The organism is Novosphingobium sp. CF614 (genome assembly GCF_900113255.1).
Lineage (GTDB): Bacteria > Pseudomonadota > Alphaproteobacteria > Sphingomonadales > Sphingomonadaceae > Novosphingobium.
The window spans coordinates 53,959-80,627 of the sequence record NZ_FOOR01000014.1; the positions used below are offsets into that span (position 1 = coordinate 53,959).

12 protein-coding genes are annotated in these 26,669 nt (G+C 64.1%); 4 read left to right on the plus strand and 8 right to left on the minus strand.

What is annotated here, in order from left to right:
• Positions 1 to 30 precede the first annotated feature (30 nt).
• The gene (locus tag BM052_RS14290; RefSeq protein WP_091147968.1) at positions 31 to 246 is read right to left on the minus strand and encodes an MbtH family protein; all 216 of its coding nucleotides are present in this window, start codon (positions 244 to 246) and stop codon (positions 31 to 33) included.
• 241 nt (positions 247 to 487) lie between these two features.
• Between BM052_RS14290 and BM052_RS14295 the strand changes: the two genes are divergently transcribed.
• The 4 genes from BM052_RS14295 to BM052_RS14310 are packed head-to-tail and all read left to right on the plus strand — an operon-like array spanning position 488 to position 18,264.
• The gene (locus tag BM052_RS14295) at positions 488 to 1,504 is read left to right on the plus strand and encodes a TauD/TfdA family dioxygenase (RefSeq protein WP_091147970.1); all 1,017 of its coding nucleotides are present in this window, start codon (positions 488 to 490) and stop codon (positions 1,502 to 1,504) included.
• A 26-nt stretch (positions 1,505 to 1,530) separates the two neighbouring features.
• Positions 1,531 to 10,443 carry a non-ribosomal peptide synthetase gene (locus tag BM052_RS14300; protein ID WP_091147972.1) on the plus strand — a complete coding sequence of 2,971 codons (8,913 nt, stop codon included), beginning with the start codon at positions 1,531 to 1,533 and terminating at the stop codon, positions 10,441 to 10,443.
• Positions 10,440 to 12,287 carry a non-ribosomal peptide synthetase gene (locus BM052_RS14305; RefSeq protein ID WP_091147973.1) on the plus strand — a complete coding sequence of 616 codons (1,848 nt, stop codon included), beginning with the start codon at positions 10,440 to 10,442 and terminating at the stop codon, positions 12,285 to 12,287. The genes BM052_RS14300 and BM052_RS14305 overlap by 4 nt, the downstream gene beginning before the upstream one ends.
• Before the next feature lie 58 nt (positions 12,288 to 12,345).
• The gene (locus BM052_RS14310) at positions 12,346 to 18,264 is read left to right on the plus strand and encodes a non-ribosomal peptide synthetase (RefSeq protein ID WP_091147975.1); all 5,919 of its coding nucleotides are present in this window, start codon (positions 12,346 to 12,348) and stop codon (positions 18,262 to 18,264) included.
• Here BM052_RS14310 and BM052_RS20450 read toward each other — a convergent pair.
• The 7 genes from BM052_RS20450 to BM052_RS14340 all read right to left on the minus strand — a co-directional run bounded on the left by BM052_RS20450 (position 18,194) and on the right by BM052_RS14340 (position 26,596).
• The gene (locus BM052_RS20450) at positions 18,194 to 18,667 is read right to left on the minus strand and encodes a DUF3325 domain-containing protein (RefSeq protein WP_369821542.1); all 474 of its coding nucleotides are present in this window, start codon (positions 18,665 to 18,667) and stop codon (positions 18,194 to 18,196) included. The two genes, BM052_RS14310 and BM052_RS20450, sit on opposite strands and share 71 nt — an antisense overlap.
• Positions 18,553 to 18,924 carry a hypothetical protein gene (locus tag BM052_RS19985; RefSeq protein WP_177198489.1) on the minus strand — a complete coding sequence of 124 codons (372 nt, stop codon included), beginning with the start codon at positions 18,922 to 18,924 and terminating at the stop codon, positions 18,553 to 18,555. The genes BM052_RS20450 and BM052_RS19985 overlap by 115 nt, the downstream gene beginning before the upstream one ends.
• Complete coding sequence (locus BM052_RS14320; RefSeq protein ID WP_091147978.1) at positions 18,921 to 20,057, minus strand: PepSY-associated TM helix domain-containing protein; 1,137 nt, start codon at positions 20,055 to 20,057, stop codon at positions 18,921 to 18,923. Before BM052_RS14320 ends, BM052_RS19985 begins: the two co-directional genes overlap by 4 nt.
• On the minus strand, positions 20,054 to 20,338 hold the full coding sequence (locus BM052_RS14325; protein WP_177198490.1) for an iron transporter: 285 nt from the start codon (positions 20,336 to 20,338) through the stop codon (positions 20,054 to 20,056). The genes BM052_RS14320 and BM052_RS14325 overlap by 4 nt, the downstream gene beginning before the upstream one ends.
• Positions 20,335 to 22,521, minus strand: coding sequence for a TonB-dependent siderophore receptor (locus BM052_RS14330; RefSeq protein ID WP_218151560.1), 2,187 nt, complete (start codon positions 22,519 to 22,521; stop codon positions 20,335 to 20,337). The genes BM052_RS14325 and BM052_RS14330 overlap by 4 nt, the downstream gene beginning before the upstream one ends.
• 609 nt (positions 22,522 to 23,130) lie before the next feature.
• On the minus strand, positions 23,131 to 24,198 hold the full coding sequence (locus BM052_RS14335; protein WP_091147983.1) for a hypothetical protein: 1,068 nt from the start codon (positions 24,196 to 24,198) through the stop codon (positions 23,131 to 23,133).
• A 172-nt stretch (positions 24,199 to 24,370) separates the two neighbouring features.
• The gene (locus BM052_RS14340; RefSeq protein ID WP_177198492.1) at positions 24,371 to 26,596 is read right to left on the minus strand and encodes a TonB-dependent receptor; all 2,226 of its coding nucleotides are present in this window, start codon (positions 26,594 to 26,596) and stop codon (positions 24,371 to 24,373) included.
• Positions 26,597 to 26,669 lie beyond the last annotated feature (73 nt).

A 26,669-nucleotide genomic window follows, 5' to 3' on the forward strand; every position in this document is an offset into this window, starting at 1 on the left:
CCCGTTGATGGTGTCGAAAGGAGTGCGGCCTCAGCCGGCACTCGCCCCGTCAAGCGCGTGACGCAGACTTAGAGGACGCATATCCGTCCAGACCTGTTCGATATGAGACAGGCATGCCTCGCGCGTGCCCGAAGCGCCGACTTCCCGCCATCCTGCGGGGAGCGCGCGCGATTCAGGCCAGATCGAATATTGTTCTTCTCCGTTTACGACGACGACAAAACGCGTGTTCGGATCGTCCCAACTCATGTGGATTATTCCTTCTCACAATCACATTATTGCAATTGATAATCAGACTCATTATCTGATTCGCAGCGATGGTCGTAGATTTATGGATATTTTGCAATAGGTTATGGAAAATCACCGGGCTGAACGGTGCAACCGCAAGACTGCCGCCAGGGCAATACGGCGTCAACACCTTTTTTAATAGTGACTCGCATTAGCATTTATGGCTATCCATGCGAGCATCGGAAAAATGGAAAACATCTGAATGAGCCTGGCCACCGAACACGCCGACCGCGTTCTCGAAATCGCGCCTCTTTTTGGTGGAGATTCGACCGCGCTGCTGATCGCACCCCGCACCGGACAAACGTCTTGCGCATCGGACTGGCGTGACCTGTGGACGTCAGCCCATGCGCTCGCCGCCGCGCATCTTCCCCAGGCCGGCGCCTTGCTCTTCAGGAACTGCGCGCCGCCGGACGAAGCGCTGTTTCGCGCATTCGCAAGCTCCTTCGGCTCTCCTCTGATCGGATATGATTTCGCATCCACTCCGCGCAAGTCTGTCGGCGAGGGCATATACACTTCAACTGAATACCCGGCACATCAGACGATCCCGCTGCACAACGAACAGTCCTACACCCTGACCTGGCCGCGGCGGATCTGGTTTCATTGCGCGGTAGCTCCGGACGGTGGCGGAGCGACGCCCATCGCCGACAGTCGACGGATTTTCGCAATGATCGACCGCGCGGTCCGGGAAGAATTCGCGGCCAAGGGTCTGACCTACACCCGCAACTACGGCAACGGGCTGGACCTGCCCTGGCAAGAAGCCTTTGGCACCAGGGATCGGGGTGCAGTCGAACGCTACTGCCTGGAAAATCGCATCGCCTGCGAATGGAAAGCGGACGGGGAACTGCGGACGCGGCAGACCTGCCAGGCCGTGGCCCGCCACCCGGCGACAGACGACTGGGTCTGGTTCAACCAAGCCCATCTATTCCATCCCTCCAATCTTCCGGAAGCCGTCAGGGAAACGCTCTTGACCATCGTCGGCGCGACCGATGCATTGCCGCGTCACGTCCGTTTCGGCGATGGCACCGACATCTCCGAGCAGGCCATGAGCCATATCCGCCATGTGCTGGATCGATGCGCCCTGTCCTTTCCGTGGCGCTCCGGTGACATCCTGATGCTCGACAATATGCAGACTGCGCATGGCCGCGAGCCCTTTTCCGGTAGCCGCCGCATCGTGGTCGCCATGGCCGATCCTGTGCGCTCCGCGATCCTGCCTTCCTGACACATTCGTTTTTGAGGATCCCCGCCATGGACGATCTGACGCCTTCAAGCGCCGCCCGTCGCGCACTGCCGCCCGAAGCAGAACGAATCGGTTCCGCCCCGGGCCAGACGAGCATGGAGATCAGCGAGCTGCAGCACCCGATCTGGGCCGCCTATCGCCTGGCACCGGAAGACCCCAGCTACCACATGGTGCTGGGCGGGCGGCTCGCGGACGATGTGGACCCACTTGCCCTCGCTGCGGCATTCCGCGCCGTGATCCGTGGGCATGAGGCGCTCCACGCTGCTTACAGGGAAGATGGGACCGGTCGGGTCCACATGGTCTGCGACCCGGGTTTCGCGCCCGATATCACCATCACCACGAAGCCGCCCTTTTCGGAAGCGGATCGCATGCGCTGGCTGGAAAACGCCATTGATGCACCCTTTGCACTGGAAACCGGCGTATGCTGCCGCGTGCGCATCCTTGTAGAGGAAGGCGGCGCCGACTTTCCACCACAGAGCCATATCGTCACGGCCGTCCACCATATCGCCGGTGATTTCGTTTCGGTGGAGATGCTCTGCGAAAGAGCCTTCGCACTCTACGAGGCTCAACGCGACGGCAACTGCGCGTCCCCCGGAGAACGCGGAAAATACTGGCGCTGGGTTGCTCGCCAGCGCGCGGCCGAACGATCGCAGAACCGGACCGGGCAGGAGGATTACTGGCGCGGCTACCTCACCGGGGCGGGCGGCTCACCGGCATTGTTTCGCGATCCCCTTCCCGACGCGACAATCGCCATGGCCGAAGAGACGGACATAGCCCTCGACCCCGTCCTGGCGGACAAAGTGCGCGAAACGGCGAAACGGTTGGGCGTCGGCCTCTTTCCGCTACTGACTGCCGCCTATCAGCTTTTCCTGCACCGCTGGAGCGGACAGGACCGGTTCCTGATCGGAACGCCAGTATCGGGCCGCAGCGGCGCGGCCGAGCGCGACATGATCGGCTATACGCTGAACACCCTTCCCTGGACCGCCGATTTCACGGGAAATCCAAGCGGCGCCGATCTGGCGCGTGCTGCACATCGCAACCTGATGACAATGCTGCGGAACCGGCATCTTCCCAGCGGCCGTATAGCCACGCTTTCCGGCGAAGACCGGTTTCAACCGCGCCATATGACGACCTTCGTGCCGATCGGGGAGCGCAAGGCCATCCGCCGCGTCATGCCTGTCGAGATGTTCGCCAATCAGCGTGGTGCGGCGCAGGAAATCAACCTTCGCTGGGTCGATCACGGTCACACGATCATTGGTCAATGGCGCCACGATCCAAGGTGCTTCTCACCGCAGACGGCGCAGCGCATGCGGGCCGGCCTGCTTTACGCGCTCATGCGGATCATCGACGCACCGGAGTTGCCTATCGCGGCGCTCCCCGCCGATCCCATGGACCAATCGATACTGGCCTCGGTGCCGGTGCCGAAGGATCAGCAGACGGCGCTCGGCCGGTTCGAGGCTTTGACGGCACGGCAGCCGAGCGAAGTGGCCGTGGAGGATCGGTTCGGGCATCTGACCTACGGCGAAGTAAACGAGCGGGCATCCCGCTTCGCCCAGGAACTCGTCGCCGCAGGTTGCCGACCGGGTGATGTCGTTGCGCTCCATCTGCCGCGAAGCGTTTCGATGGCCGTCGCCATGGTCGCGGCCTGGAAGGCGGGTGGGGCTTTCCTATGCCTGGACCCGGCGCAGCCTGCCGCGCGCAAAGTGATGCTGGCCGCGGATGCGCGGGCAACCGCGGTAGTCGGCCAAGGCCCCATGCCCCCGGCCGGCATGGAAGGCATGAAGTGGATCGACATAAGCGCCAACCCACTTGGTGATTCCTCTTTATTCTCCTGCCTGCGTCTGCCCACGCTCCTCGCCCCACGTCACGAATACGGCGCCTATGTCATCTACACGTCCGGCTCCACAGGTAGGCCGAAAGCCGTATCGGTCACCCAGGGCAATCTGCTGCACTACGTCGACGGGCTCCTGGACAGACTACGGCCGACACCGCCAGCCCGTTTCGCGACGCTTGCTTCGCCGGCGGCGGATCTGGGTTTCACGGCATGGTTCGGTGCGTTGCTCGGCGGCCATGCGCTCCATATCCTGGACGACGAACTGGCCGACGATCCCGCCGCGCTAGCCGATCATTTGGGCCGGCATTCGGTGGACGTGCTCAAGATCGTCCCGTCCCACCTCGCCGCGCTAATGGCGGTTCCCGATCCCGCGCGTCTGCTGCCACGCCAATACCTGGTGCTGGGCGGTGAGGCTCCCGCCGCAACGCTCGTCGAAGAGGTTAGCAGACTGGCGCCCGATTGCCGGATCCTCAACCATTATGGCCCCACCGAGACCACCGTGGGTTGCCTTGCGGGAGAAATCGGGGTCGATGCGGCCGGCGCTATTCCGCTCGGATCGCCCCTTCCCGGTAACCATGTGGCCATCGTCGACGCCCATATGCGACCCGTTCCCATCGGAGTGGCCGGAGAACTCGTGATCGGGGGGGACGGTGTGTCCGCCGGATACCTGCACAGCCCAGCGGCAACGGCAGAGCGGTTCCTGCCCGACCCCACATCGCCCGGCCGCCGCCTGTACCGTAGTGGAGATCGAGTCAGACTCACGTCCGACGGGAAGCTCCTGTTCCTCGGGCGGATCGACGATCAGGTGAAGATCAGGGGCTTTCGGGTAGAGCCGGGCGAAGTGGAAGCATGGCTCTGTCGTCAGCCCCGCGTCAGGGAAGCGACCGTCGTAGTCCGGCCAGGTGGAATCGGCGGAATGGGTCCGCTGCGCCTCATCGGCTTCGTCGCTCCGGCCGGGCTCGATACGGCCGAGTTGCTCGCCGCCATGGCCGACGAACTTCCGGACGCCATGGTGGTCAGCCACCTTGTGGCGCTGGATAGCCTGCCTCGCCTTCCCAACGGCAAGATAGACCGCAAGGCATTGCCCGATCCTTCCTCCGTGGCGGGAGAACCACGCCCAACCGAGCCTCTCTCGCCGCTGGAGGAACAAATCGCCGCGCTGTGGCGCGAGACGCTCAGCGTGGAGGCGGTTGGGCCGGAGGATGATTTCTTCGCCATCGGCGGCGACTCCATTCTCGCCCTCCAGATCATCGCCAAGGCCCGGCCAGCGGGGCTTGCCCTTACTCCCCGGCTCTTCTTCGACAAGCGAACCCTGCGCGCGATCGCCGCCAGCCTTCCCAAGGAGGCTGTGCCTGAAACGGCCGCGCAGGGAGAGAAGAGCACCGCCGCAGCACCGTTATCGCTCGCCGCCCTCGACGATGAGGAAATTGCCGCAATTAAGGCCGAGGGGGCAGAAGACGCCTATCCACTCACACCGCTTCAGGAAGGCTTGCTGTTCCACGGCCTGCGGGAACAAGGCAGCGGCTCCTACATCAATCAGCTCGTACTGGATCTGGAAGGCCCATTCGAAGCGGGCCATTTCGTCACGGCCTGGTGCGAGACGATGGCTGCCCATGCCGTCATGCGGACAAGTTTTCGCCGGGATGGGCGCGACATTCCGTTTCAGATGGTTCATCCCATGACCGCGGATGCGCTGCGGGGAAGCGTCCGGGTTCTCGATTGGTACGACCAGAGCGAAGCCGATCGGCACACAAAACTGGATCAGCATCTGGAGGAGGATCGCGAGACTGGCTTCGCGCTCGACACACCCCCGCTGACCCGCCTGATCCTTGTCCACATGGCGGAAAACCGGTGGACGCTTGTCTGGACCCGCCATCACCTGATCGTCGATGGCTGGTGCTCCATACTGCTGCTGGACGAGATGCTGGAGCGCTATCGCGCCAAAATCGCATCCGTACAGCCGGTACTCGCGGAGCGCCGGCCGTTCCGAGACCATCTCGCCTGGCTCGCGCGGCAGGATCGCGACGCGGCGACCGCCTATTGGAAGGAGGTGCTGGACAACCTGGATGACCCGGGCCTGTCCATCACGCCGGAAGACCATGCCTCGCCGGGCGAAGCCCCGCCGCATCTCTCTCGGGAGATCGTGCTGGACCGCACGGAAACAGTCCGGCTGGTCGAGGCGGCGCAGCGGCACAAGGTGACGCTCAACACTTTGGCGCAGGGAGCCTGGGCACTGACCCTCTCGGCCCGCTCCGGCAGGCGCGACGTGATCTTCGGCGTCACCTCTTCCGGGCGCCCGGCCGGCCTTCCTGGTGCCGATGCCATGATCGGTCCGTTCATCAATACCCTGCCGCTGCGCGTGCGACTGGACAGCTCTGCGAAGGGGCGAGGACCGCGCGATCTCCAGGCCTATCTTACGGACTTGCAGACGAGCAGTGCCGCGATGCGCGATCATGAACATATGCCGCTCGTCGACGTTGGCCGGATCGATCCACGGGCCGTCCAGTTCGACACTATCCTGGTATTCCAGAACCTGCCCAAACTGGAGGGCCGCAGCCGGCAGGTGGGCGCCCTGTCCTTGCGGCAACGCGACAATGTCGAACGGACCCACTACGGCCTGACCGTCGAGGTGTTTCCCGGCGAGACACTCAGTATCGCAATCGATGCGAAGGGATGGGAAGCCGAGGCGCTGCACCGTCTCGCCGAAGGATTCCGGACCGCCCTGCTGGCCATGGCAAATGATGGCGCGACGCCCATCGATACCATCGTGTCCATGGGAGAGGCCGAGACACGGCTGCTGGCCGATTGGAGCGGCAATCCACCGTTCTACGACTTGCAGCCCGACTGGGTTGAACGAGTGGCCGCAAATGTCGAGGTACACCCTGATCGTATCGCGGTGCGCCATGAGGAACACTCGCTGACCTACCGCGAGATGTGGCACCGCTCGGCGATGTTCGCTCGCGGCCTTATCGCTGCGGGCGTCCGGCCGGACGAACCCATCGCCCTCCTCTTGCCTAGAGGCATCGACCTGTTCTGCCTCATGATCGCGACGCAGCGGGCGGGATGCGCATGGATGCCCCTCGACCCCAGCCACCCACCCGCACGCTGGAGAAAAGCGCTGACGCAGGCCGGCCAACCTCTGGTCGTGCGCGCATCCGGTATCGCCTTCCCGGATCTGTCGCTTACGCCCGAAGACCTCGCTGCAAAGGGAGAAAGCGCAGACGGCACCAGCATCGCCATCGATCCGCCGGCTCGGGGCGACCAACTGGCCTATGTGCTGTTCACCTCCGGTTCGAGCGGTGAGCCGAAAGGCGCGATGGTCACGCGCGACGGCATGCTCAACAACATGCTCGCCAAGATCGACCCGCTGGGTCTCGGGGCGGACGACGTCATCGCGCAGACCGCGCCCTCCTGCTTCGACATATCGGTCTGGCAGACGCTGATGGCGCCGTTGATAGGCGCCTGTACGGAAATTATCGCCGACAGCACCGTCCGCGATCCGGACAGCCTTATCGCGACCCTGGAGCGGAGCGGAGCGACCATCTTCGAGCCGGTGCCCTCACTGATGCGTGCGCTTGTCGAAGCGAGCGATCCGGCCGGCGGCTCGCTAACCCGGCTGCGCTGGACTCTTCCCACAGGCGAGGCGCTTTCATCTGCCGATGCGCGGCGCTGGTTCGCCGCCTTCCCTGCCTGCCGGCTGATGAACGCCTATGGCCCCGCAGAATGCGCCGACGACGTCGCGTTCCACGCCATCGAAAGCGCCGAAGCCATCCGGCATCCCGTGCCGATCGGCCGTCCCACGCAAGGGGCCGTAGTGCGCGTCATGGACGAAGCCCTACACCCCGCACCCATCGGCGTGACGGGGGAGATCGTGGTCAGCGGTATCGGCGTAGGGCGTGGCTATGCCGGAAACCCGCGCCTAACGGCCGCGTCGTTCCTGCCCGATCCCGACGGCCCGGCCGGGTCACGCCTCTATCGCACCGGCGACCTCGGCCGCTGGACCAGCGAAGGCCTGCTGGAGTGGGCCGGCAGGCGCGACTTCCAGATCAAGGTGCGCGGACACCGGATCGAGGCCGGCGAGATCGAGACATGGCTGGAGCGCCATGACGCCGTGGCTCGCGCCGTTGCCATGGCGCATGACGGCCGACTTGCGGTATGGTGGCAACCGGCCGCAACGATTGCCGGCGAGGACGCCCAACAAGCCGTCACCAGCACGTTGAAGTCGTATCTCGCTGCGCTGTTACCGCATTACATGATTCCCGACTTCTGGGTCATGTTGTCCGACTGGCCGCTCAACGCCAATGGGAAGCTCGACCGCAAGGCGCTGCCCTCGCCCGGGGATGCCGGTATCCGGCCAAGTGCCGAGCCGCCCGTGACGCCGACCGAGCTCCGGCTGGCGACCCATTGGCAAGAGCTGCTGGGGACAGGCGTGGCCGACCGCGCGGCCAATTTCTTCGCAATGGGCGGCCATTCGCTTACTGCTGCGCGGCTCGTTTCGCGGCTGCGGCGGGAAGGGTGGCACGCGCTGCCCCTGTGCGCGATATTCGATCGGCCCGATCTCAAAACCCTTGCCGCGTTTCTGGACGAATGCGGCCCCGACAGCACCGGAACGCTGGCGCTCCAACCGCTCCCCCGCGCGGCAACCATGCCGATCGCGCCGCTGCAGCACCGGCTATGGCTGATCGATCGACTGGGCCAGGCAGGAAGCGCCTACGCCATGGCAGCCTCTTTCGAGATCATCGGCGAACTCGATCCGGCCGCCACCCAGTCCGCGCTCAATGCGATTGTCGCGCGGCACGAGATCCTGCGGACATGTTATCCGGAGAATGACGATGGCGACCCCGTCACCGTCGTCGCGCCCTCATTGATGCTGGACATCCCGCTGCACGACCTGACGGGATTTCCCGAAGCGGAGCGGGAGGCCCAAGCGCAACGCCTGGCGGCCAGCCATGCCGCCCGGCCGTTCGATCTGGCGTCAGGTCCGCTCGTGCGCGCCGAACTGATCCGCCTCGACGCGCAGACCTGGCACATGCCCATCGCGATGCATCATATCGTTGCCGATGGTTGGTCGGTAGGCGTTCTCGCCCGCGATCTGGCCGCTGCCTACCGCGCCGCGCGTGCCGGAGAGGCCCCTACGTGGCAACCCCTTGCCGTGCAATACGCCGACTATGCGGCCTGGCAGCACCGACTGCTGGCCGGCGCAAGGCTGGAAGCGGAGCAGAATTTCTGGCGCGAGTACCTTCGCGGAGCGCCTTCGGTGCTCTCCCTGCCGACCGATCGTCCCCGCCCCGCCATAGCCTCGACTACAGGTGGCTCGCTGCAGTTCGAAATACCGGGCGATCTGGCCTCCCAGGTCGAGAATTGGGGAAGGTCACGGGGCGCGACGCCATTCATGGCGTTGCTGACGCTCTTCCTGGTCCTGCTGCACGAGGAGAGCGCGTATGATGAACTGATCGTCGGCACCGACACGGCAGGGCGTTCTACACCCGAACTGGAAGAGCTGATCGGTTTCTTTGTCAATGTCGTGCCGTTCCGCTCTCGCGCAGCTCCCGAGAACAGCTTCAACGATCTTCTCGACCGGACACGGCGGACCGCGCTTGACGTCCTCGAGCATGACATCTTGCCGTTCGAACGGATCGTGGACGTGTCCGGGGCCGCAAAGGACCGTTCCCGCAATCCGCTGGTCCAGCATCTGTTCGTGATGCAGAACGTGCCCGGCGGGGCGCTGCATCTCGATGACTGCACCATCCGCCAGCTTCCACCAGCCGAACGCCATTCGAAATTCGACATCGCCCTGTTCGTCGAGCCGGCGCGCGCCGGTTCGACGGAGGCGGCACCGATGATCGCGGACTGGGTGTTCGCGACATCCCTCTACGACACAGAGACGATCCGGCGTCTGCATGCGCGCTGGATCGCCATCATCGAGAGAGCCATGACCGATCCCGACCAGACAGCCGTGGCCGGACAGACTCTTCCCGCCCTTGGAAGCAAAACGGAGGCAAAGTCCATGGACGGCCCCTCATCGCCCCCGGACATGATGGCATCGAAGCTCAGCATGTTGGGCAAGAAGGCACTCAGCGGCCCTGCCCGCGCCACAGTAAGCCAAACCCTGTTGGCGGATGGCGCCACCATGCCGATCGTCCTTTCTCCCTCGGAGCCGGATATCGATCCCGCGAGTTGGGCTCACGACAACCAAGCGCTCATCGCAGCCCTGCTTTTAAAACATGGCGCCGTATTGTTTCGGGGCTTCGATCTTCCGGGTGCGCACGCTTTCAGGGCCTTTGCCGACGCGATGCAGCCGGACGGGCTCTACGGCGCCTATGGCGACCTGCCGCCAAACAAGGACGCGGAGGGACTCTACAACTCCACGCCCTATCCAGAACAGGAAATGATCCTGTTCCACAACGAAAGCTCACATCTCGACCGCTGGCCCCGCAAGCAATGGTTCTTCGCGGAGGAAACGGCGGTCTCTGGCGGGTGCACGCCCATCGTCGATTGCCGGGAAATGCTCCGCCGTTTGCCTGCGGACGTTGTCGCGCAGTTCGAGCGGCGCGGCCTCCTCTACGTGCGCACTTTCATCCCGCATCTGGACGTGGGCTGGCGCGACTTTTTCCGTACCGACAATCGCGAGGTCATCAATGACCGCTGCGCGCGCGAAGGCATGGACTGCCGCTGGCTCGACGATGAGACGCTCCAGACCCGCCTGTGGGCACCGGCCGTCATCCGCCATCCCCTGACCGGCGAGACGAGCTTCTTCAACCAGGTGCAGCTCCATCACCCCCATTGCCTCGATCCGGAGATACGATCCGACCTGCTCGAAATCGCCGGCATCGAGCGCTTCCCGCGCAACGTCCTGTTCGGCGACGGCGCGCCCATTCCGGACGAGATCATGGCCCTCATCGGCACCACGTACGAAGACTGCGCCGTCCGCTTTACCTGGCAGCGCGGCGACACGCTGATGGTGGACAACATGATGACTGCCCATGCGCGCGATCCCTTCGAGGGCAGGCGGCGCGTTCTGGTCGCCATGGCCGGACTCGTGAGCCGTTCGGAGCTTGTGTTTGCCTCAGAGGAGAATGCTGGATGAACACACCGCCGGACTATCAGGACACATCGCCGAGCGCCCTGCCCCGCCTGACCGGGACAGAGCAGGCGCTGCACGAGGCCCTCGCCTCGCCCGGGCCCGTGCGGGGCGTGGAGATGATTCCCGACCTGCTGGTACGATGGGCATTGCAGAGGCCGCTAGCCTCGGCCCTGGAGCATCGCGGGACGGTATGGACTTACGGCGATCTGGAAGAGCAGACGCGCCGCCTCGCCTGCCATCTCATAGCAAAGGGCATACGCGCGGGTGACCGGGTGGCCCTCGTCATGCCGCGTTCACCCTGTCTCGTTTTGGCGCTCCATGCCGTCCTGCGGGCAGGCGCGACCTTCGTGCCGATCGATCCGGACTGGCCGGAGGCGCGGCGCGCCACGATCATCGAACAGGCCGCCCCGGCTTTCATCTGGAATGAGGCGGCGGTTGACGTCATGCTCGGGCACGACACACCGCTCGACCCCATCCCGCTACCCTCTCCAAGCATGATGGGCGCGGCATATATCCTGTTCACTTCCGGCTCCACCGGCACGCCCAAGGGGGTCATCGTGGAGCATGCACAGCTTGCCAGCTATGTCGCGGCCGCGCGGGACGCACTCGGCCTCGCGCAGTGCAGCCGCTTCGCGCTCAGCTCGACAGTGGCCGCAGATCTCGGCCACACGACCCTCTTCGGATCGCTCGCGGTCGGCGCAACGCTGATTGTCGCCGGCAACGAAGACATGGCGGACGGCCAGGCTTTCGCTTCATTCATCACGGAGCGGGCAGTGGACTGCATCAAGATCTCCCCCTCCCATCTCGCCGCGCTTCTCGAAGGGTCCGAGTCCCTCCTGCCGGCGACGATCATTCTGGGTGGGGAACCGCTGCCCCGGCGATTGGTGGACGATATCCGGCGCCGGTCGCCCGAAGCGCGGATATTCAACCACTACGGACCGACCGAAACCACAGTGGGCGCGATGATCCACCGTGTTCCGGCAGCGCCGGCGTCTTACAACGCCCCGCCACTCGACCAGCCACTTCCCGGATGCCGGATCCTGCTGCGTGCGCCCGATTTCACGCGCACGCCTGTCGGGGATGTCGGCGAAGTCTATATCGGCGGACCGCAAGTCGCACGCGGATATCTGGGCCAGCCAGCGAATTGCGCCTTCCTCGACGATCCCGAGAGGCCGGGGGAGCGCCTCTACCGGACCGGTGACCTTGCCCGCCTCAACCGAGATGGCTCGCTGTCGCTCGTGGGCCGCACCGACGATCAGGTGAAGATACGCGGCTTTCGCATCGAACTGGCCGAAGTGGAGGCAGCGCTGCTGGACCTGCCTGAAATCGCACAGGCCGCGACGATCCTCCAGGGCGAAGAGGATGCGCGCCAACTCGTCGCCTATGTCGTCGCGCGCCAGGGATGTGTGACGGACCCAAAAATGATCGGCGAGAAGGTGCGCGGCAGATTGCCGGAAGCCGCCGTGCCCTCCGCCATCCTGACCCTGCCGGACCTTCCGCGGCTTGCAAACGGCAAGATCGACCGCGAAGCACTCAAGGCCAGGCCGATGACGGACAGTCATCCCTTGGACAGTACACCTGCCGGAGCTAGCGCCGATCCGCTGGAGGCACTCATTATCGAACTGGTGTCGGACCTGCTGCGAACGGTCCGGGTCGGGCGTGAGGACAACATCTTCGATCTGGGCGCACATTCGCTGATCGTGATCAAGCTGGCGGCCCGACTTCGCAAACGCCTGGAGATGGCGGTCGCGCCGAGTGCGATATTCGATCATCCCAGCCCAGCCCTCCTTGCCGAGCGGCTGCGCAGCGAAGGCGTCACGCCCGGCAAGATCCCCATGCCCGCCTGAACGACGCCTCACGGCCTCCACCATCCCTTCCATCTTGCTGCAAGCAGGAACCAGACCCATGGCCACGCAAGCCGCATCCCTCCTCGATATCGCAAAGGGCTTTGCCACCCTGCCCCGAGACAAGCAGCGCGCCTTTCTTCATGCGTTGGAAAAGCAGGGTATTCCGTTCTCCCGTCTGCCCACCCCCCCACGCGAAGATGTCGAGGGAGCCCACGGGCTATTCGCCGGGCAGCAGCAGATATGGCGGGCCAGCCGTCTCGATCCGGATTCGACGGCCTACATCATGCCCGGTCTGTTCACGCTTTCCGGCGCGCTTGACGTCGCCTCGCTGGAAACCGCGCTGGAAACCATAGTTGCCCGCCATGCCATTCTTCGCACCTGTTTCAGCGAGCGCGACGACGGCAGCGTACATGCTCTGACGAGGCCGGCAGGACCGATCCCCCTCCCTCTGATCGACGTGTCTGGCCAGCCGGAAAGCCAACGCACCGACGAGGCCGAACGACGGATCGCCGCGTGGAACAGCATTCCCTTCGATCTTTCGGCGGAGCCGCCCATGCGCGCATGCCTGATCCGCCTTGCCGGCGACCATCACATGCTGCTGCTCGCCGTGCACCATCTGGCCGCCGATGGTGGTTCGATCCCGATTCTGATGATGGAACTGGAAGAAACCTATCGCGCCGCGCTGGAAGGGCGTGCGCCGAATTTGGCGCCATTGCCTGTGCAATATGCCGACGCGATGGCCTGGCAAACGGCCTGGCTCGACGCGGGCGAAGGCGAAAGGCAGCTTGACTACTGGCGTGCGAAACTGGCCGACGCGCCGCCGCCCTCGCTGCGCGGCCCGGCCCAACAGGCCGATATAGCGGGTGACGAGGGCGGGGAGCTGAGTGCAGTGCTGCCGCGCGATCTCAGTGAAAGCCTGCGCAGCCTGGCGACAGAGCGCGGCCACGCGCTGTTCCCTGTTCTGGCGGCGTCCTTCTTCCTGCTTTGCGCGCGGCTTGGCGATCAACCCGATCTCGTGCTCGGCATCCCGGCGGACAACCGGCGCGGGGCGGAGGCGGAACGGCTGATCGGATGCTTCGTCAATTCCGTGGCGATCCGGCATCGGATGGACAGCCGCCTTTCCTTTGCCGCGCTCATCGACGACCTTGCGCAGACTGTTGCCGAAGCGCTCGATCATCGCGACATCGGGTTCGGCGAGATCGAGGCCTGCCTGCGCGCGGAGCGCGGCGGCGCTCCTCTCTTCTCCATGATGTTCGATCACACGCCGGAACGCCGTCTGGCGCCGATCCAGCTTCCCGATCTGGTCATGACACCCCTCGAACAGCCGGTGAGGACCGCCAAGTTCGACCTCGCCCTTGCCACATCCGATCTGGCGAACGGAACCATTCTGGCCCGCATCGCCTATCGCACCGCAGCCCATAGCGCTTCCGAGGCCGGCGTCATCCTCGATCGCTGGATACATCTGCTGAGACAAGCCGCCGCACAACCGCACGCGCCGCTCGACCGGATCGACGTGCGCACGGAAATGGAGGCGGAAACGCTCGCGCAGTGGGGCCGAGGACCGGAATATGGCCTGCCCATGCCAGAGGCTGTGCCCACGACACTGGCGCGACTGGCGCGCGAGAAGCCCGACGCACCGGCCGTGATCATGGACGGCGGGGTCCTCACTCGGGGCGATCTGGACAGAGCGTCGAAAAGACTGGCAGCCAGGCTGGTCGCACAAGGCATCGGCCCCGAAATCCGCGTCGGCATCTGTCTCGATCGGTGCTTTGACATGATTATAGCCCTATTGGCCGTCATGCGTAGCGGTGGCGCGTTCGTTCCACTGGACCCCAACGACCCGCCGGCAAGACGGCGCGCCATCGCCCACAAAGCGAAACTGGCACTGCTGATCGCGCGGGAGGGGATCGACGATATACCCTGGCTGCTGCCGGCAGACCCCTTCGGCGAAGGGGACATCCCAGGTGAAGAGGAACCACCCGCCATCTTCATCCATCCGTCCAGTCTGGCCTACATCATCCACACTTCGGGCTCTACCGGCGAACCCAAGGGCGTGATGGTAGAACACGGCCCGCTAGCGGCGCATTGCCGCGCCACCGGCGCGCTCTACGACATGGACGAGAGCAGCCGGGAACTTCATTTCATCTCGTTTACTTTCGATGGCGCGCATGAGCGGTGGATGACGGCGCTCTCCTTTGGCGGCGCCATCATCCTGCGTGACGACGAACTCTGGTCGCCCGAAAAGACTCTTTCGATCCTCGCCGGACAGGAAGCAACCCATGCCGGGTTCCCGCCCCGCTACCTTCAGCAAGTCGCGTCCTGTGCCGAAACCCAAGACTCGCCGCCGCCTGCAGTGCACCTTTATTCCTTCGGCGGGGAAGCGATGCCCAAAGCGGGCCTGGAAAGCGTGCTCCGCACCCTGAAGCCGCGCCACGTCATCAACGGCTATGGGCCGACCGAAACGGTCGTCACACCGATGGTGTGGAAGGGAGACGGCAGGTCCATTCCGGACAGCCCGGTCGTACCGATCGGCCGGCCGGTGGGTGACAGGCTCGCCCACATCCTCGACCGCGATCTCAACCCCGTGCCGCCGGGCGTGGCAGGGGAATTGTGGATTGGCGGCGGCGGTGTGGCGCGCGGCTATGCGGACAGGCCCGGTATGACGGCCGACCGCTTCCTGCCCGATCCCTTCGGCGCGCCCGGAGCGCGCATGTACCGCACCGGCGACCTGGCGCGATGGCGGAATGACGGCGAAGTGGAATTCCTCGGCCGCCGGGACGATCAGGTCAAGGTCCGGGGGTTTCGCATCGAGCTGGGCGAAGTGGAAGCGCATCTCGCCGCGCTGCCCGGCATTCGGGACGCTGCCGCCGTGGTCGACGAGCGTGACGGGATCACGCGGCTGATCGGCTATGTCGCGCCGCATGCCGGACGCACGGTCGATCCGGCAAGTCTGACAGGTGCCCTGGAAGCCGCCCTGCCGCCGCACATGGTTCCCGCCCGGCTGATCGTCCTCAACACCCTGCCCGTAACCCGCACCGGCAAGATCGACCGTGCCGCGCTGCCCGCGCCGGACTGGTCGAGCGGAACGACAGGCGTGGCGCCACGCAACGCGGCGGAAACGGTGCTGCTCGAAATCTGGCGCGGCGCGCTGGGCGTCAACGCGATCGGCATTACGGACAACTTCTTCGAAATCGGCGGCGATTCCATCCTCGCCCTCCAGATCGTCGCCCGCGCCCGCGCCGCCGGGTACAAGATCACGCCCAAACAGTTGCTCGAAGGGCAGACGGTCGAAGCGCTGGCACGAGCCGCGCTGCCAGTCGATGCACAGTTGCGAAAAGCGGAGATCCTGCCCGACGGCCCGTTACCATTGACCCCGATTCAAACCTGGTTCTTCCGCCAGCCGCTCGCCAATCGCAACCGCTGGAACCAGTCGGTCCTGCTGGAAGCGGTCAAGCCGATCGCTTTCGCGACGCTGCGGGACGCGATCACCGTGCTGGGTCAGACGCATTCCGGCTTCCGCCTGCGCTTCCGTCTGAATGCGAACGGGCAATGGTTTCAGGAATACGCCCCGGAACCCGGTATCGTCTGCGATGAACGTGCCGCCGAAACGGCTGAAGACATCGCGCGCCTGTGCGACGAAGTGCAGGAAGGGTTGAACCTGGAACATGGCCCGTTGATGCGCGCACGGCTCATAACTCTGCCGGGTGGCGGGCAAAGGCTGTTCCTGGCGGCCCATCATCTCGTGGTCGACGGCGTTTCGTGGCGAATCGTGCTCGATGATCTGCGCGGCCTGCTGACCGCGCCCTGCCAGCGGATCGCGCCGGAACCGGCAACCACCCCGTTCGGTCGCTGGGCCTCCCTGCAGGCGAAAGCCCTGCCCCGCTTTCTTGACGAACGCCCGTTCTGGCGATCCATGCTGGATGCACCGGCTATTCCTCTCGATCACGAGGGCCATGCCGCGATCCGCGGCGATGCCGAAACAGTATCGCTTCGGCTCGACGCGCCCACGACGCAGGCCCTGCTGACAAGGGCCCCGGCTGCCTACCGCACGCGGATCGACACGCTACTGCTCGCCGCTCTCAATCGGACAGTGGCCCGGCATTGGAACCTTGAAGCTGTCTCTGTTCATATGGAAGGCCACGGACGCGAGGAAGGCCTGTTTCCCGACACGGACCTGAGCCGCAGCACGGGCTGGTTCACCAGTGTCTATCCAGTCCGCTTCACGGCTTCCTCCGCGGACTGGGGTGGCGCCATTCGGCATGTGAAGGAAACGCTTGCAGCGATTCCCCTCGGCGGACTGGGATTCGGTATGCTGCGCCATCTGGCACCCCCCGACGTTCAAGAGACACTTGACAGCGGGGGACTTCCCTCGCTGTCGTTCAACTATCTGGGACAGTTCGACAATGTCGTCGACGGGAACTGGCGGCTGGCGGCAGAGGACTGCGGAAGCGGAACCGACGCCGGCGCCCCGCTGGGCGCGGCGATCACCATCGACGGTCAGGTCGCGGAAGGCAAGCTTGTCCTCCACATGCGCTATAGCCGCCAGCAGTTCGAGGCCGCCACCATCTCCGCATTGATGCGTGCCTACGAGGCTGCTCTGCACGATCTGGTCGCACACTGCATGACGGTCACGCCGGGGCAAGCCACACCTTCGGACTTTCCGTTGGCCGAAATCGATCAGCGGCAGATCGACACACTGTCCCTAGCCGCTCCAGCCATTCTGGACATCGTTCCGCCCTCGCCCCTGCAGGCGGCCATGCTGCGCCACAGCGCGGCACATCCTGGCTCCACGGCATATCGCGTACAAGTCTGGGCAAGCATCACCGGCATGGACCCGGACCGCATGCGCGCGGCCTGGGCAAACTTGGCCGCGCGCCACGACATATTGCGCAGTAGCGCCGGATGGAGAGATCCGGACCAACCCCTGCTCGTCATCAAGAAGGAAGATCGCAGCACCGCGGACATTCTGGACTTCAGCGGACAGGCGGACAAGGAAGCCGCATGGACCGCACTGCGAGACAGCGAATATGCACGCGGCTTCTCATTCCATGACGGATCAGCGCTAAGCCGCCTCAACCTGGTCCGCATGGGGACCGACGACTGGCGGTTCCTGTGGACCTGGCACCACGCGCTGCTCGACGGATGGTCCATGTCGCGGGTTCTGGGCGAATTGCTGCGGCTTTACGACGGGGAAGCCCTGCCGCCGGCCGGCAGCGGGCCGCGGCAGGTCGCGCTATGGCGCAGCCGGCAGGACGAACGGATTCACGCGGCCTACTGGCGCGAACGCCTGGAACGGCTTCCGCAGCCGAGCCTGCTTCATCGCGCGCTTGGAAACGAGCCCCGCGACGCCGATGACCTGACGGCAGGCGCCGTCGAACATGTCGTTGCCGAGCCGGACGTGCAGGCCCTGCGCGCCGTTGCAGCAAGGCACAAGGTCACGCTCAACACACTGGTGCAGGCAGCGGTTGCTCAGGTGATCGCCGACAGGACCGGCAGCGAAACCACCTCCTTCGGCGTGACGGGATCGGGCCGCTCGGCGGACATGCCGGGCATAGAGGACATCATCGACCTGATGGTAGGCACCCTCCCCCTGATCTGCGACGTATCACCGGGGCAGGACCAGGGCGCATGGCTGCGCGGCCTGCTGGCCGACAACATCGCCATGCGCCAGCATGAACATGCGCCGCCGCCCGCCCTGCAATGCTGGACCAATGCCGCCACGGCGCCGTTCGACACGCTGCTGGTGTTCGAGAACTACCCGGTCGATGAGGCGCTGTGGCACGAAGTGCGCGGCGATCTCGCCTTCTCGGATGTGGGCAATAGGGGCGGCACCAGCTATCCGCTGACCGTCGTCGTGGTGCCGCGCGACACGCTGACCTTCCGGCTCGAGTATCGCCGCGCCTACTTTACCGATTTGGGGGTGAGAAGCATTCTGTCTGCGCTGATCGAGAGGCTGACCGCACTTGCTCGCGAGTAAACGCGCGGGGCGACCTTGCCTTCCCGCCCGGCCGCTGCCGGAGGACAAACGCCGTGGTCGCCAGCGCGACGACCGCCAGGGCAGCCAGGCTGAGTTCGCCCAGCCAGCGCACGACAGGTATGGCCCCGCCTGACAGAGAGATCACGAACGACAGCAGCAGCAAGCCGTAACCGGTCCATTGCAGGCCGCGCCGCCAACCCGGAGACAGCTGGCGAGATAACAGGTCACGCTGATGACGAACCATCGACAGGCAAAGGCATGCCATTCCCGCCAGTGCAGCCAGAAAGCTCATGTTGCAACGTTCCGCCACCGCCGGGGCATCGTCACGGCCAGCATGGTAATTCCCGTCAGGATGAGGGCGAGATCGACACCGGCGCGCACGTGATCGCCCGTGCCGATCCATGTAAACAGGCCGCTGCCCGATACGAACATCAGCGGCATCGGAGCGGCCAGACACAAGAGCCCGGTGCAACGGACTTGCCATATCCACGCCCTCCCGGGCCGCATGCATAATGCGTGAACCAGCGCCGCAAGCCAGGCCAGAAAGAACGCCGTCGCTTCCCAGACCATCCTGCCCGGCAAGGCGACGGGCAAGAGACGGTTGGCCAGCAGCAGCGCTGCTATGGCAAGCGGCAGCCCCGCAATTATCGCGACGTTCATCCGCTCCGCCGCCAGGGGCCGGCCGGCCCCTCGGGCAGACGGCGCTTGACCGCCCAGAGGATCATCCCCGTCGCGATCATTCCCGTGCCCAGCAGCCCCGACAGGAAGAACAGCGCCCGCAGCCCGGCATCGGAGAAGCGGCCCAGGTGCAGGCCGTAAAGCCAGCCCTGTGTCGTTACGGCGGGTCCTCCGCCGTCATAGCGGGCCATAAGGTGCCCGTCGGCCCGGAACCGTACCCATTGCTTGTCGTATGAGACACGGTCGGAGTCGAGCCGTTCAATCGTGACCGTCGCCCCATCGGACAGAGGAGTATCGACGAGAATTCGGCCCGCGCTTCCCCCGTGCCATGCCTGCCGCGCCCGATCGACCATGGCCTGAACCGTGGCACCGGAAAGATGCGAAGTTCCCGGCGACGCGGCGGCGGCCATGGCGATTGTCCGCCCCTCCCCCGACAAATCGCGCGCATAGGCCGCCAAGTCGCCCGAATAGACGCGCTCAATCGCCCAGGGCATGAACATGCTCGCCAGCGTCACCAGCCCGGTAAAGCTAATCATCAGACAAAAAGGCAAGGCCACCACCCCGGTGACGTTATGCGCGTCCAGCCAGCTCCGCTGTCCCTTGAGCGGGCGGAAGGTGAAGAAATCGGCGAAGATCCGACGATGTGTAATGACGCCGCTGATAATCGCCACCAGCATGGCGATGGCGGCAAAGCAGACCAGCCAGCGACCCAGACGCCCCGGCGCGTTCAGGTCGAAGTGGAAGTAGTAGAGAAAATCCCCGCCCATCGTCTCGCGGCCTTGCACCGTGCCGCCGGTACGCGGATCGAGCAGCTCCGACCGGAAACCGCCCATAGGGCCCTTCCACATGATTTCGGTCACGGGATTGCGCGCGGTGGGCTGTTCGATGCGCCAGAGCTGCACGTGGCCGCCCTTCTGCCGCAATCGGTCGATCGCATGGTTTACCGCCTGCCGATCGGCGACCGCGCCGCTCAGCTCCGGGCGCATCCACTGGTTTATCTCCTGCCGGTAATAGGTCAACGTTCCCGTCAGGAACACGGCATAGAGCAGCCAGCCGGGGATCAATCCGGCCCAACTATGGAGAAACGCCATGGTCTGGCGAAAACCATCCTTCATGCAGGTCGTCCGCTCGTGGCTCCGATCATCATGAATACGCCGATCAGCGCGAGGACACCCGCCCAGACGGCCCAGCCTCGCTGCGGCACGAACGACCAGAGCGCGACGAGGACGAACAGCGCATAGGCGATCAACTGCGCCGTCACGGCTGCCTCGACCGGAGGCCCCGGCAGCGCGGCGGCCAGCCCCGAAGCCGCAGCGGCCGCGACGGCATAGCCGCCGCCAAGGCCCGCCGCGATCCGGTTCAGCACCGCCTTCCGGGCAGGCGGCGCTGACCTCACCACCGCCATGCCAGATCGGCGATTACGTTGCGCGCCTGGCCATAATAGCAGCGGTCGATGCCGACGCAGGACGAAACGTACTTCTTGTCGAAGACATTGTTCGCCTTCACCGACAGCTCAAGCCCCTCCAGATTGGCCAACCATGCGCCTAGATCGAAGCGGACAGACGCATCGAACAGCGTGAAGGCAGGCACGCGCGACAGGTTCGCCGCATCGCCGTATGTCGAGCTCGAATAACGCACACCGGCACCCAGCGCGATACCGATCGGGTTCACGTAGTTGACCCAGAGCGAGGCGTTGTGGCGCGGCACCGCCTGCAACCGCAATCCCTGCTGTTTACGGCTCTCGACAGCAAGCGTCTCCGGATTGATGCCGGAGACGGTATCGGCGCTTTCCGTCACCTTGGAATCCAGGAGCGTATATGCCCCCATTAGCGTCAGATCGGCCTGCAGCGCGACGTTGGCTTCCAGTTCGAGGCCGCGCATCCGAACCTCGCCATTCTGGCGGGAGAAGCCGGGATGATCGGCGTCGGTCGTCAGATAGTTGCGACGGCGCAAGTCGAAGATCGAGGCCGTCAGGAAGCTCTGTGTCCCCGCGGGCTGGTACTTCACGCCGGCTTCATACTGCCGGCCTTTTTCGGGATCGAAGCTGTTGCCTTCGAAATCCGAACCATATTGCGGCGTGAAGCTTTCCGAGTAGCTGACATAGGGCGCCAGCCCGTTGTCGAACGCATGGAGCAGGGCGGCCCGCTTGGTCAGCGCCTTGTTCTTGGACTTCTGGCTGACGTTGCGAATGAGATCGGATGCCTTAAACGATGCCCAGTCCTGGCGCATACCCAGGAGCAGCCGCGTTCCCCCGAGTGCGATCTGGTCCTGCAAGTAGAGGCCAGTCTGCTCGTTGCGGTATATGCGGTGCTGGAAGGGGGCGGGCTCAGGAATGGCCTGGTTATAGACCGGCGCGAAGACATCGAGCGTCGGCGCGATCGCGAAGACGCGATCGGTGCTGTATTTCAACTTCTGCCAGTCGAGGCCCGCCAGCACCTGATGCGAGATCGCACCGGTAGTGAACGTGAACGCGGCATGATTGTCGATTGTGAGGTCGTCAGAGTTTTCCTGAAGACCGAAAGCCTGGCGCCCTGCGGTTCGAAGGTCGGCCGAAAGGCGGCTGATGTAGATATTGCGATTGTCAAGCTGGGTGTCGGTATAGCGGAAGTTCTGCCGGAAGGTCAGAAAATCGCTGAAACGGTGCTCGAACTGATAGCCCGCCGATGCGGTTTGCCGGTCCCACCGCTGATAGTTAGGATCGCCGGTAAAAAGCTTCCGTGAAATTTGCCCATTGGGATTATCGATGACCGTACCGATCGTCGGCAGCCAGTTCAGCGTGGAACCCGCGAAATCGTCCTTCTGATAATGCGTCAGGATGGTGAGGCTGGTGCTGTCGCCGAGGCTCCAGGTCAGCGACGGCGCGAACAGCACGCGCTCTCTGTCGGAAAAATCATAGATGTCATGAGTCTTGAACCAGGTGCCCGTCACCCGGGCGAGCAGGCCGCCATCCGACGTCACCGGGCCGGTAGCGTCCAGCGCGAACTGCTTGCGGCCGAACGTACCGTACCGCGCGATCACTTCGCCGTCGAAATCGGCCTGCGGCCGCTTGCTCACCATATTGATGAGGCCGCCGGGGACTGACTGGCCGTAGAGAACGGAGGCAGGACCTTTCACCACTTCGACCCGTTCGTATAGATACGGATCGAGAGCGCCGCTCACATAGCCGGTGCCGCTCAGGCGCAGGCCATCGACATAAGTGTTCCCGGCTGTGCCGGTCGTGCCGTCGTTGCCGAAGCCGCGGATGGCGATGGCATCGCCGCCATAGGTCACGCCCTTGGTGTTGGTGAACACGCCGGCACTGTAGGCCACGGCATCGCCGACCGACAGGATGCTGCGCGACAGCATGTCATCCATGCTGATGACCGAAATGGACTGCGGCGTCAGCAGCAGTGGCGTGTCAGTCTTGGTCCCGCTGATCGATTCCTTCTCGGCGCGCAGGCCGGTAACGATGATGGCATCCCTGTCGCGGTCATCCGCAGCTGCGCCACCGCCGTCGTCGCTCGAGGTGACTTCGGCGCTCGCCCGGCCGGGCGTCGATGCGGTCGCCAGGACTGGCGATGCAGGCACCAGCCCGGTCAAGGCCGATGCCATAAGTATTTTGCGCAAAAACTTTTCTGAAACCATCTGTTTCCCCCTTCAGCGCTCGCCGAATCTTATTGCAACCAATAATCATTAGCGCTGTTACCAAGAGAGAATCGCCTTGGCTATAGGGGCAGGAAAAATACCTGAAAGGCCGTTGCAGCGCCCGGCACTTGTTCCTCCCGCGCAGTCCGAAGGCCATCCCAGCCTTCACTCAAGACCTTGAAATCACCAGAAAATACTGAAACATCGGGAAGCAAATGGCCATCCGGACCAAACAAAATTGGTTTGTTCCAGGAACGGAGAGACGAACCACGGTCCGGCGGTAGCCAAACCCGCGTATCAGAGTCTGGTCAACCCTCGCCTTGCGGTCGCCGCGCCCGACCCTGCACAACCTATCCCCCTCAACTGAAGATCGGCTTCGAAGTGGAGGCCCGCTTCAAAGCCGATTCACATCCCAGGCGCTGGATGAAGGACGGAAGGTGCGCCCCGCGGCAAGCGCAGCAAGATCGAGAGCGGATAGATTGGCTTCGACGTGCATCGCTCGATCCTCACAGGCGTCTGTCGGCGCGGCGATCACGCCGTTCCGAACCTTCGCTTTCGCCGGGATCAGTTCGTCGCGGCGGTGGCAGGATGGGCCCGCCTTTCCGCAGCCTGCCTGAACTTCTCGGTTCCCTTCCGCCGCGCCTCGTCGAACACCGAATTGCGCTCGATGAAATAGTTGAAATAGCCGGCAGGCGTGTCGGGTTCGACTTCCCAGAGCCGTACTTCGGTCATGCCGGCTTCGGGCTTGAAGGCGCCGCGGTTCACGAGCCGGTTGATCCGCTTCATCGCATCGGCCTCGGCCTTGTAGCTCGCCGAGAACCACATCTCGGTATTCCAGTCCTGCACGTCGAAATAGTTTTGGGGCAGTTGGTCTTTGCACCAGCCATTGGCCAGTGGCCGGCAGACAAACACGTCCTCGAAATTGTGCAGTTCGGACAGAATGCAGGAGCGATGGTAAGCACCGTCGATCAGGCCGCCTGGCATGCCGGCAAAACCGTAGAGCGAAAGCCACAGCGCAGCTTCGATGGCCTGTTCGTCGATCTTGTGGATGACTTCCTCGTCGGCGCCTTGCTTGCCGGCCCTGGGATCGGCGCTTCGCTGATCTTCGAGCACGGGAACACTGCTTTTTTGCTTCATTCGCTGGCGCGCAGCATTGTTGCCGTAAAGCTTGCCGCGCCCGGTGGAGGGATCATAGGCATTGAACACCACGCCGATTTCGTGGCCGTTGAAGGTGTCCTTGATGCGTTTGATCGTCGCGGCGGTGCGCGAGGGTCGATAGATCTGGGCCGGCAGGAAGCGATCGGCGAAAAAGTCGAACCCGAGCCCGAGATAGGGCGGCTTCAGGAGCCGCGCGACCGCGTCGGAAAGCGCGGGCTCGAAGACGCCGTCATAGCCGAACAGGGCAATCTGCAACTGGGCGAGCGGATTGCCTTCGATCGAGGGATCGATGAGGCCGGCCTTGAGATCGGGAACCTCGCGCAAGTAGGCCTCAAGGACGACGATCTGGCCGCTGGTGGCAGTCACCAGGTCGGGCACGACATCATTGTCCCGCGCGGCCTGGAGGAACCCGGCGCCGTGAGCGTTGAAGCCGCCCAGGCCCGCCAGCGCAAAGGCGATCTTGGTTTGAGCCATGTTCGACTCTCCCGCAGTGAGAATCGGATAATCGCATATTTTGGTGCACTGCGATATCGCATTCGCGAACGGGCGCTTGAAACGATGCGGCCGGGCAACGGCTCACATCGCAAACCCGGGCTTCCGCGTCTCATCGCGGCCGCAAATCATGGCGTAGAGCGTTTCGTATCCATTAGAACATGTACTCGATCTTGACACCATAAGTTGCGGGTTTCGAGTACGTCACCGCCGTGGCGGTTCCCGAGATCAGGATGCCGGCGATATAAGTCTCGTCGAAGATGTTGTTTCCCCAGATGCTTGCGCGCCAATGCTCGTCGGGCGTGGTATAGGCGATGCTGGCGTTTACCACAGTAAATGCCGGTTGGACCGTGTTGCTGGAAACATCGTGGTACATCTTGCCGGTGCGCGAGGCGGTGAGATTGAAATTGAGCTTGCCGCCGTTGGCGACCCCCGTCTCGTAGGCGACGGTTCCATTCACCTGCACGCGCGGCGTGCGGATCATCGGATGCCCCGATGCATCGAAGATGAAGGTCGCGTTGCCGCCGATCGGAACGCCGCTGGCGTTCGTCGCCGGAATGAAGCCCTGCGCGCCGGGGAAGCTCTTGTACTCGCCATGGACATAGGCAAAGCCGCCGCGCAACGTCAGCCCCGGCAATGGCAGGGCAGTGGCATTGGCTTCGAAGCCGTAGATCTCCGCTTTGGCCGCATTGCGCAGGATCAGCGTCGTGGGGGTCGTGCCGAACGAAAGCTGCTGAAGGTTCTTGTAGTCATAATAGAACGCCGAGGCATCGAAGGAAAAGGTCGGCGACACTGCGCCCTTCATGCCGGCTTCGAAGGCATCGACGGTCTCCGGCTTCACCGCAGTCGCCTGAAGGCCGTTGGAGTTGAAGACGCCCGACTTGAAGCCCCGGCTGTAACTTGCATAGGCATTGAGCGTGGGCGTCACCGCGTACCGCATCGCCACGCGGGGCGTGAAGCTGGAGAAGGAGTCCGAGGGGCTGACCCGAGTGGCCGGATTGGGCTGACCGGTGGCGACGACGACGGTCGATCCCGTGTAGGAGGGCTTGTCGTTGCTGAAGCGGCCGCCGACGATAACCGTCAGCCGATCGGTCAGGCTGTAGGTCAATTCGGCGAAGGCCGCGTAAGCCTTGATGTCGACTTCGGGAACGTAGCGTCCCGCGGTGAGCGGAGGTGCCGCCGCCGGCGTGAACAGCCCCCCGTAGGTATAGCTTATGAGAAAGCCCTGCTCCCGATAGTAGGTCCCGCCGAGCAGCCACTTCAGCGGACCCTCGTTCGTCGATGTGAGTGTCAGATCCTGCGAGATCATGTCGGTTCCGAAATTGATCTTGGTCTGCAGGTTCGCGGCCGGGGTGAGATCGGAATCGGTGAAGACGAACTGCCGGGCGTTCGCAAACGCGGTCAGCGACGTCAGCTTCGCAAAGCCGAGATCGCGTTCGATGCTGAGACTGCCACCGTAAACCTTGACCTTGTTTACCGTTTCGATGCTAAGCGCCGAAGTATTGGGTTCGGTGGCGAGCAGGATGTCGGGCACCGTCCGGCGGATCACGGTATTGCCGTCAAGCGGCTGATTGCCGAAGCTGCCGAGATCGTTGCTCCAGCGATAATGGCCGGTGAGCAGGATGCTCGTACGCTCGTCCGGTTCGATCAGGAGCTTGGCGCGCCCGCCGTATGAGCGCAAGTAACCCACATCCCTGTTCAGGAAAATGTCACGGCGGAAGCCATCGTTGCGTATGAAGTTCCCGGACAGGCTGGCGGCGACCGTGTCCGAAAGCGGCACCGAGACGAAGCCGTTCAGTTCCACTTCGTTGAAGCGGCTGTAGCCGGCGCTGAACTTGCCCGTGGCGGCATCGAGCGACGGCTTGAGCGTGGTGATGCTGATCGCGCCGCCCGCGGCGTTGCGGCCGAACAGGGTGCCTTGCGGGCCCTTGAGCACCTCGATCCGGTCAAGATCCCCAAAGCGCAGGAAGTTGGCGGCCTGGAAGGGCTGGTAGACGCCATCGATATAGATCGAGACATTGGAACTGTCGCCGACCGAGCCTCCTGTCGAGCCGATGCCGCGGATCAGCGGTTGCGCCGAGGATCCGAACTGCTGGAAATTAAGCCCCGGCGTGATTTGCATCAAGCCGCGCGCATCGGTGACGCCGGTCTTGGCCAGGCTTTCGCTGTTGAACGCGGTGATCGAGATCGGCACGTCGCGCTGCAGCTCGTTGCGGCGCTGGGCGGTCACGATGATATCGCCGAAAGTCTGACCCTCGGGGGGTTGTTCCGCCTGCGTGGAGGGAGGCGCGGACTGCCCGGATGTCTGCGCCGCAGCACTGTGCGAAATCACCATGACCGACGCACACGCCAGCATCCCGATCCTCGAAAGCCTCAACATCATGCTCCTCCCAATTTATTGTTTGTATTTTATGCGCCGTTGAGCGCCGGCGTCCCATCGCCAATGGCTGAGC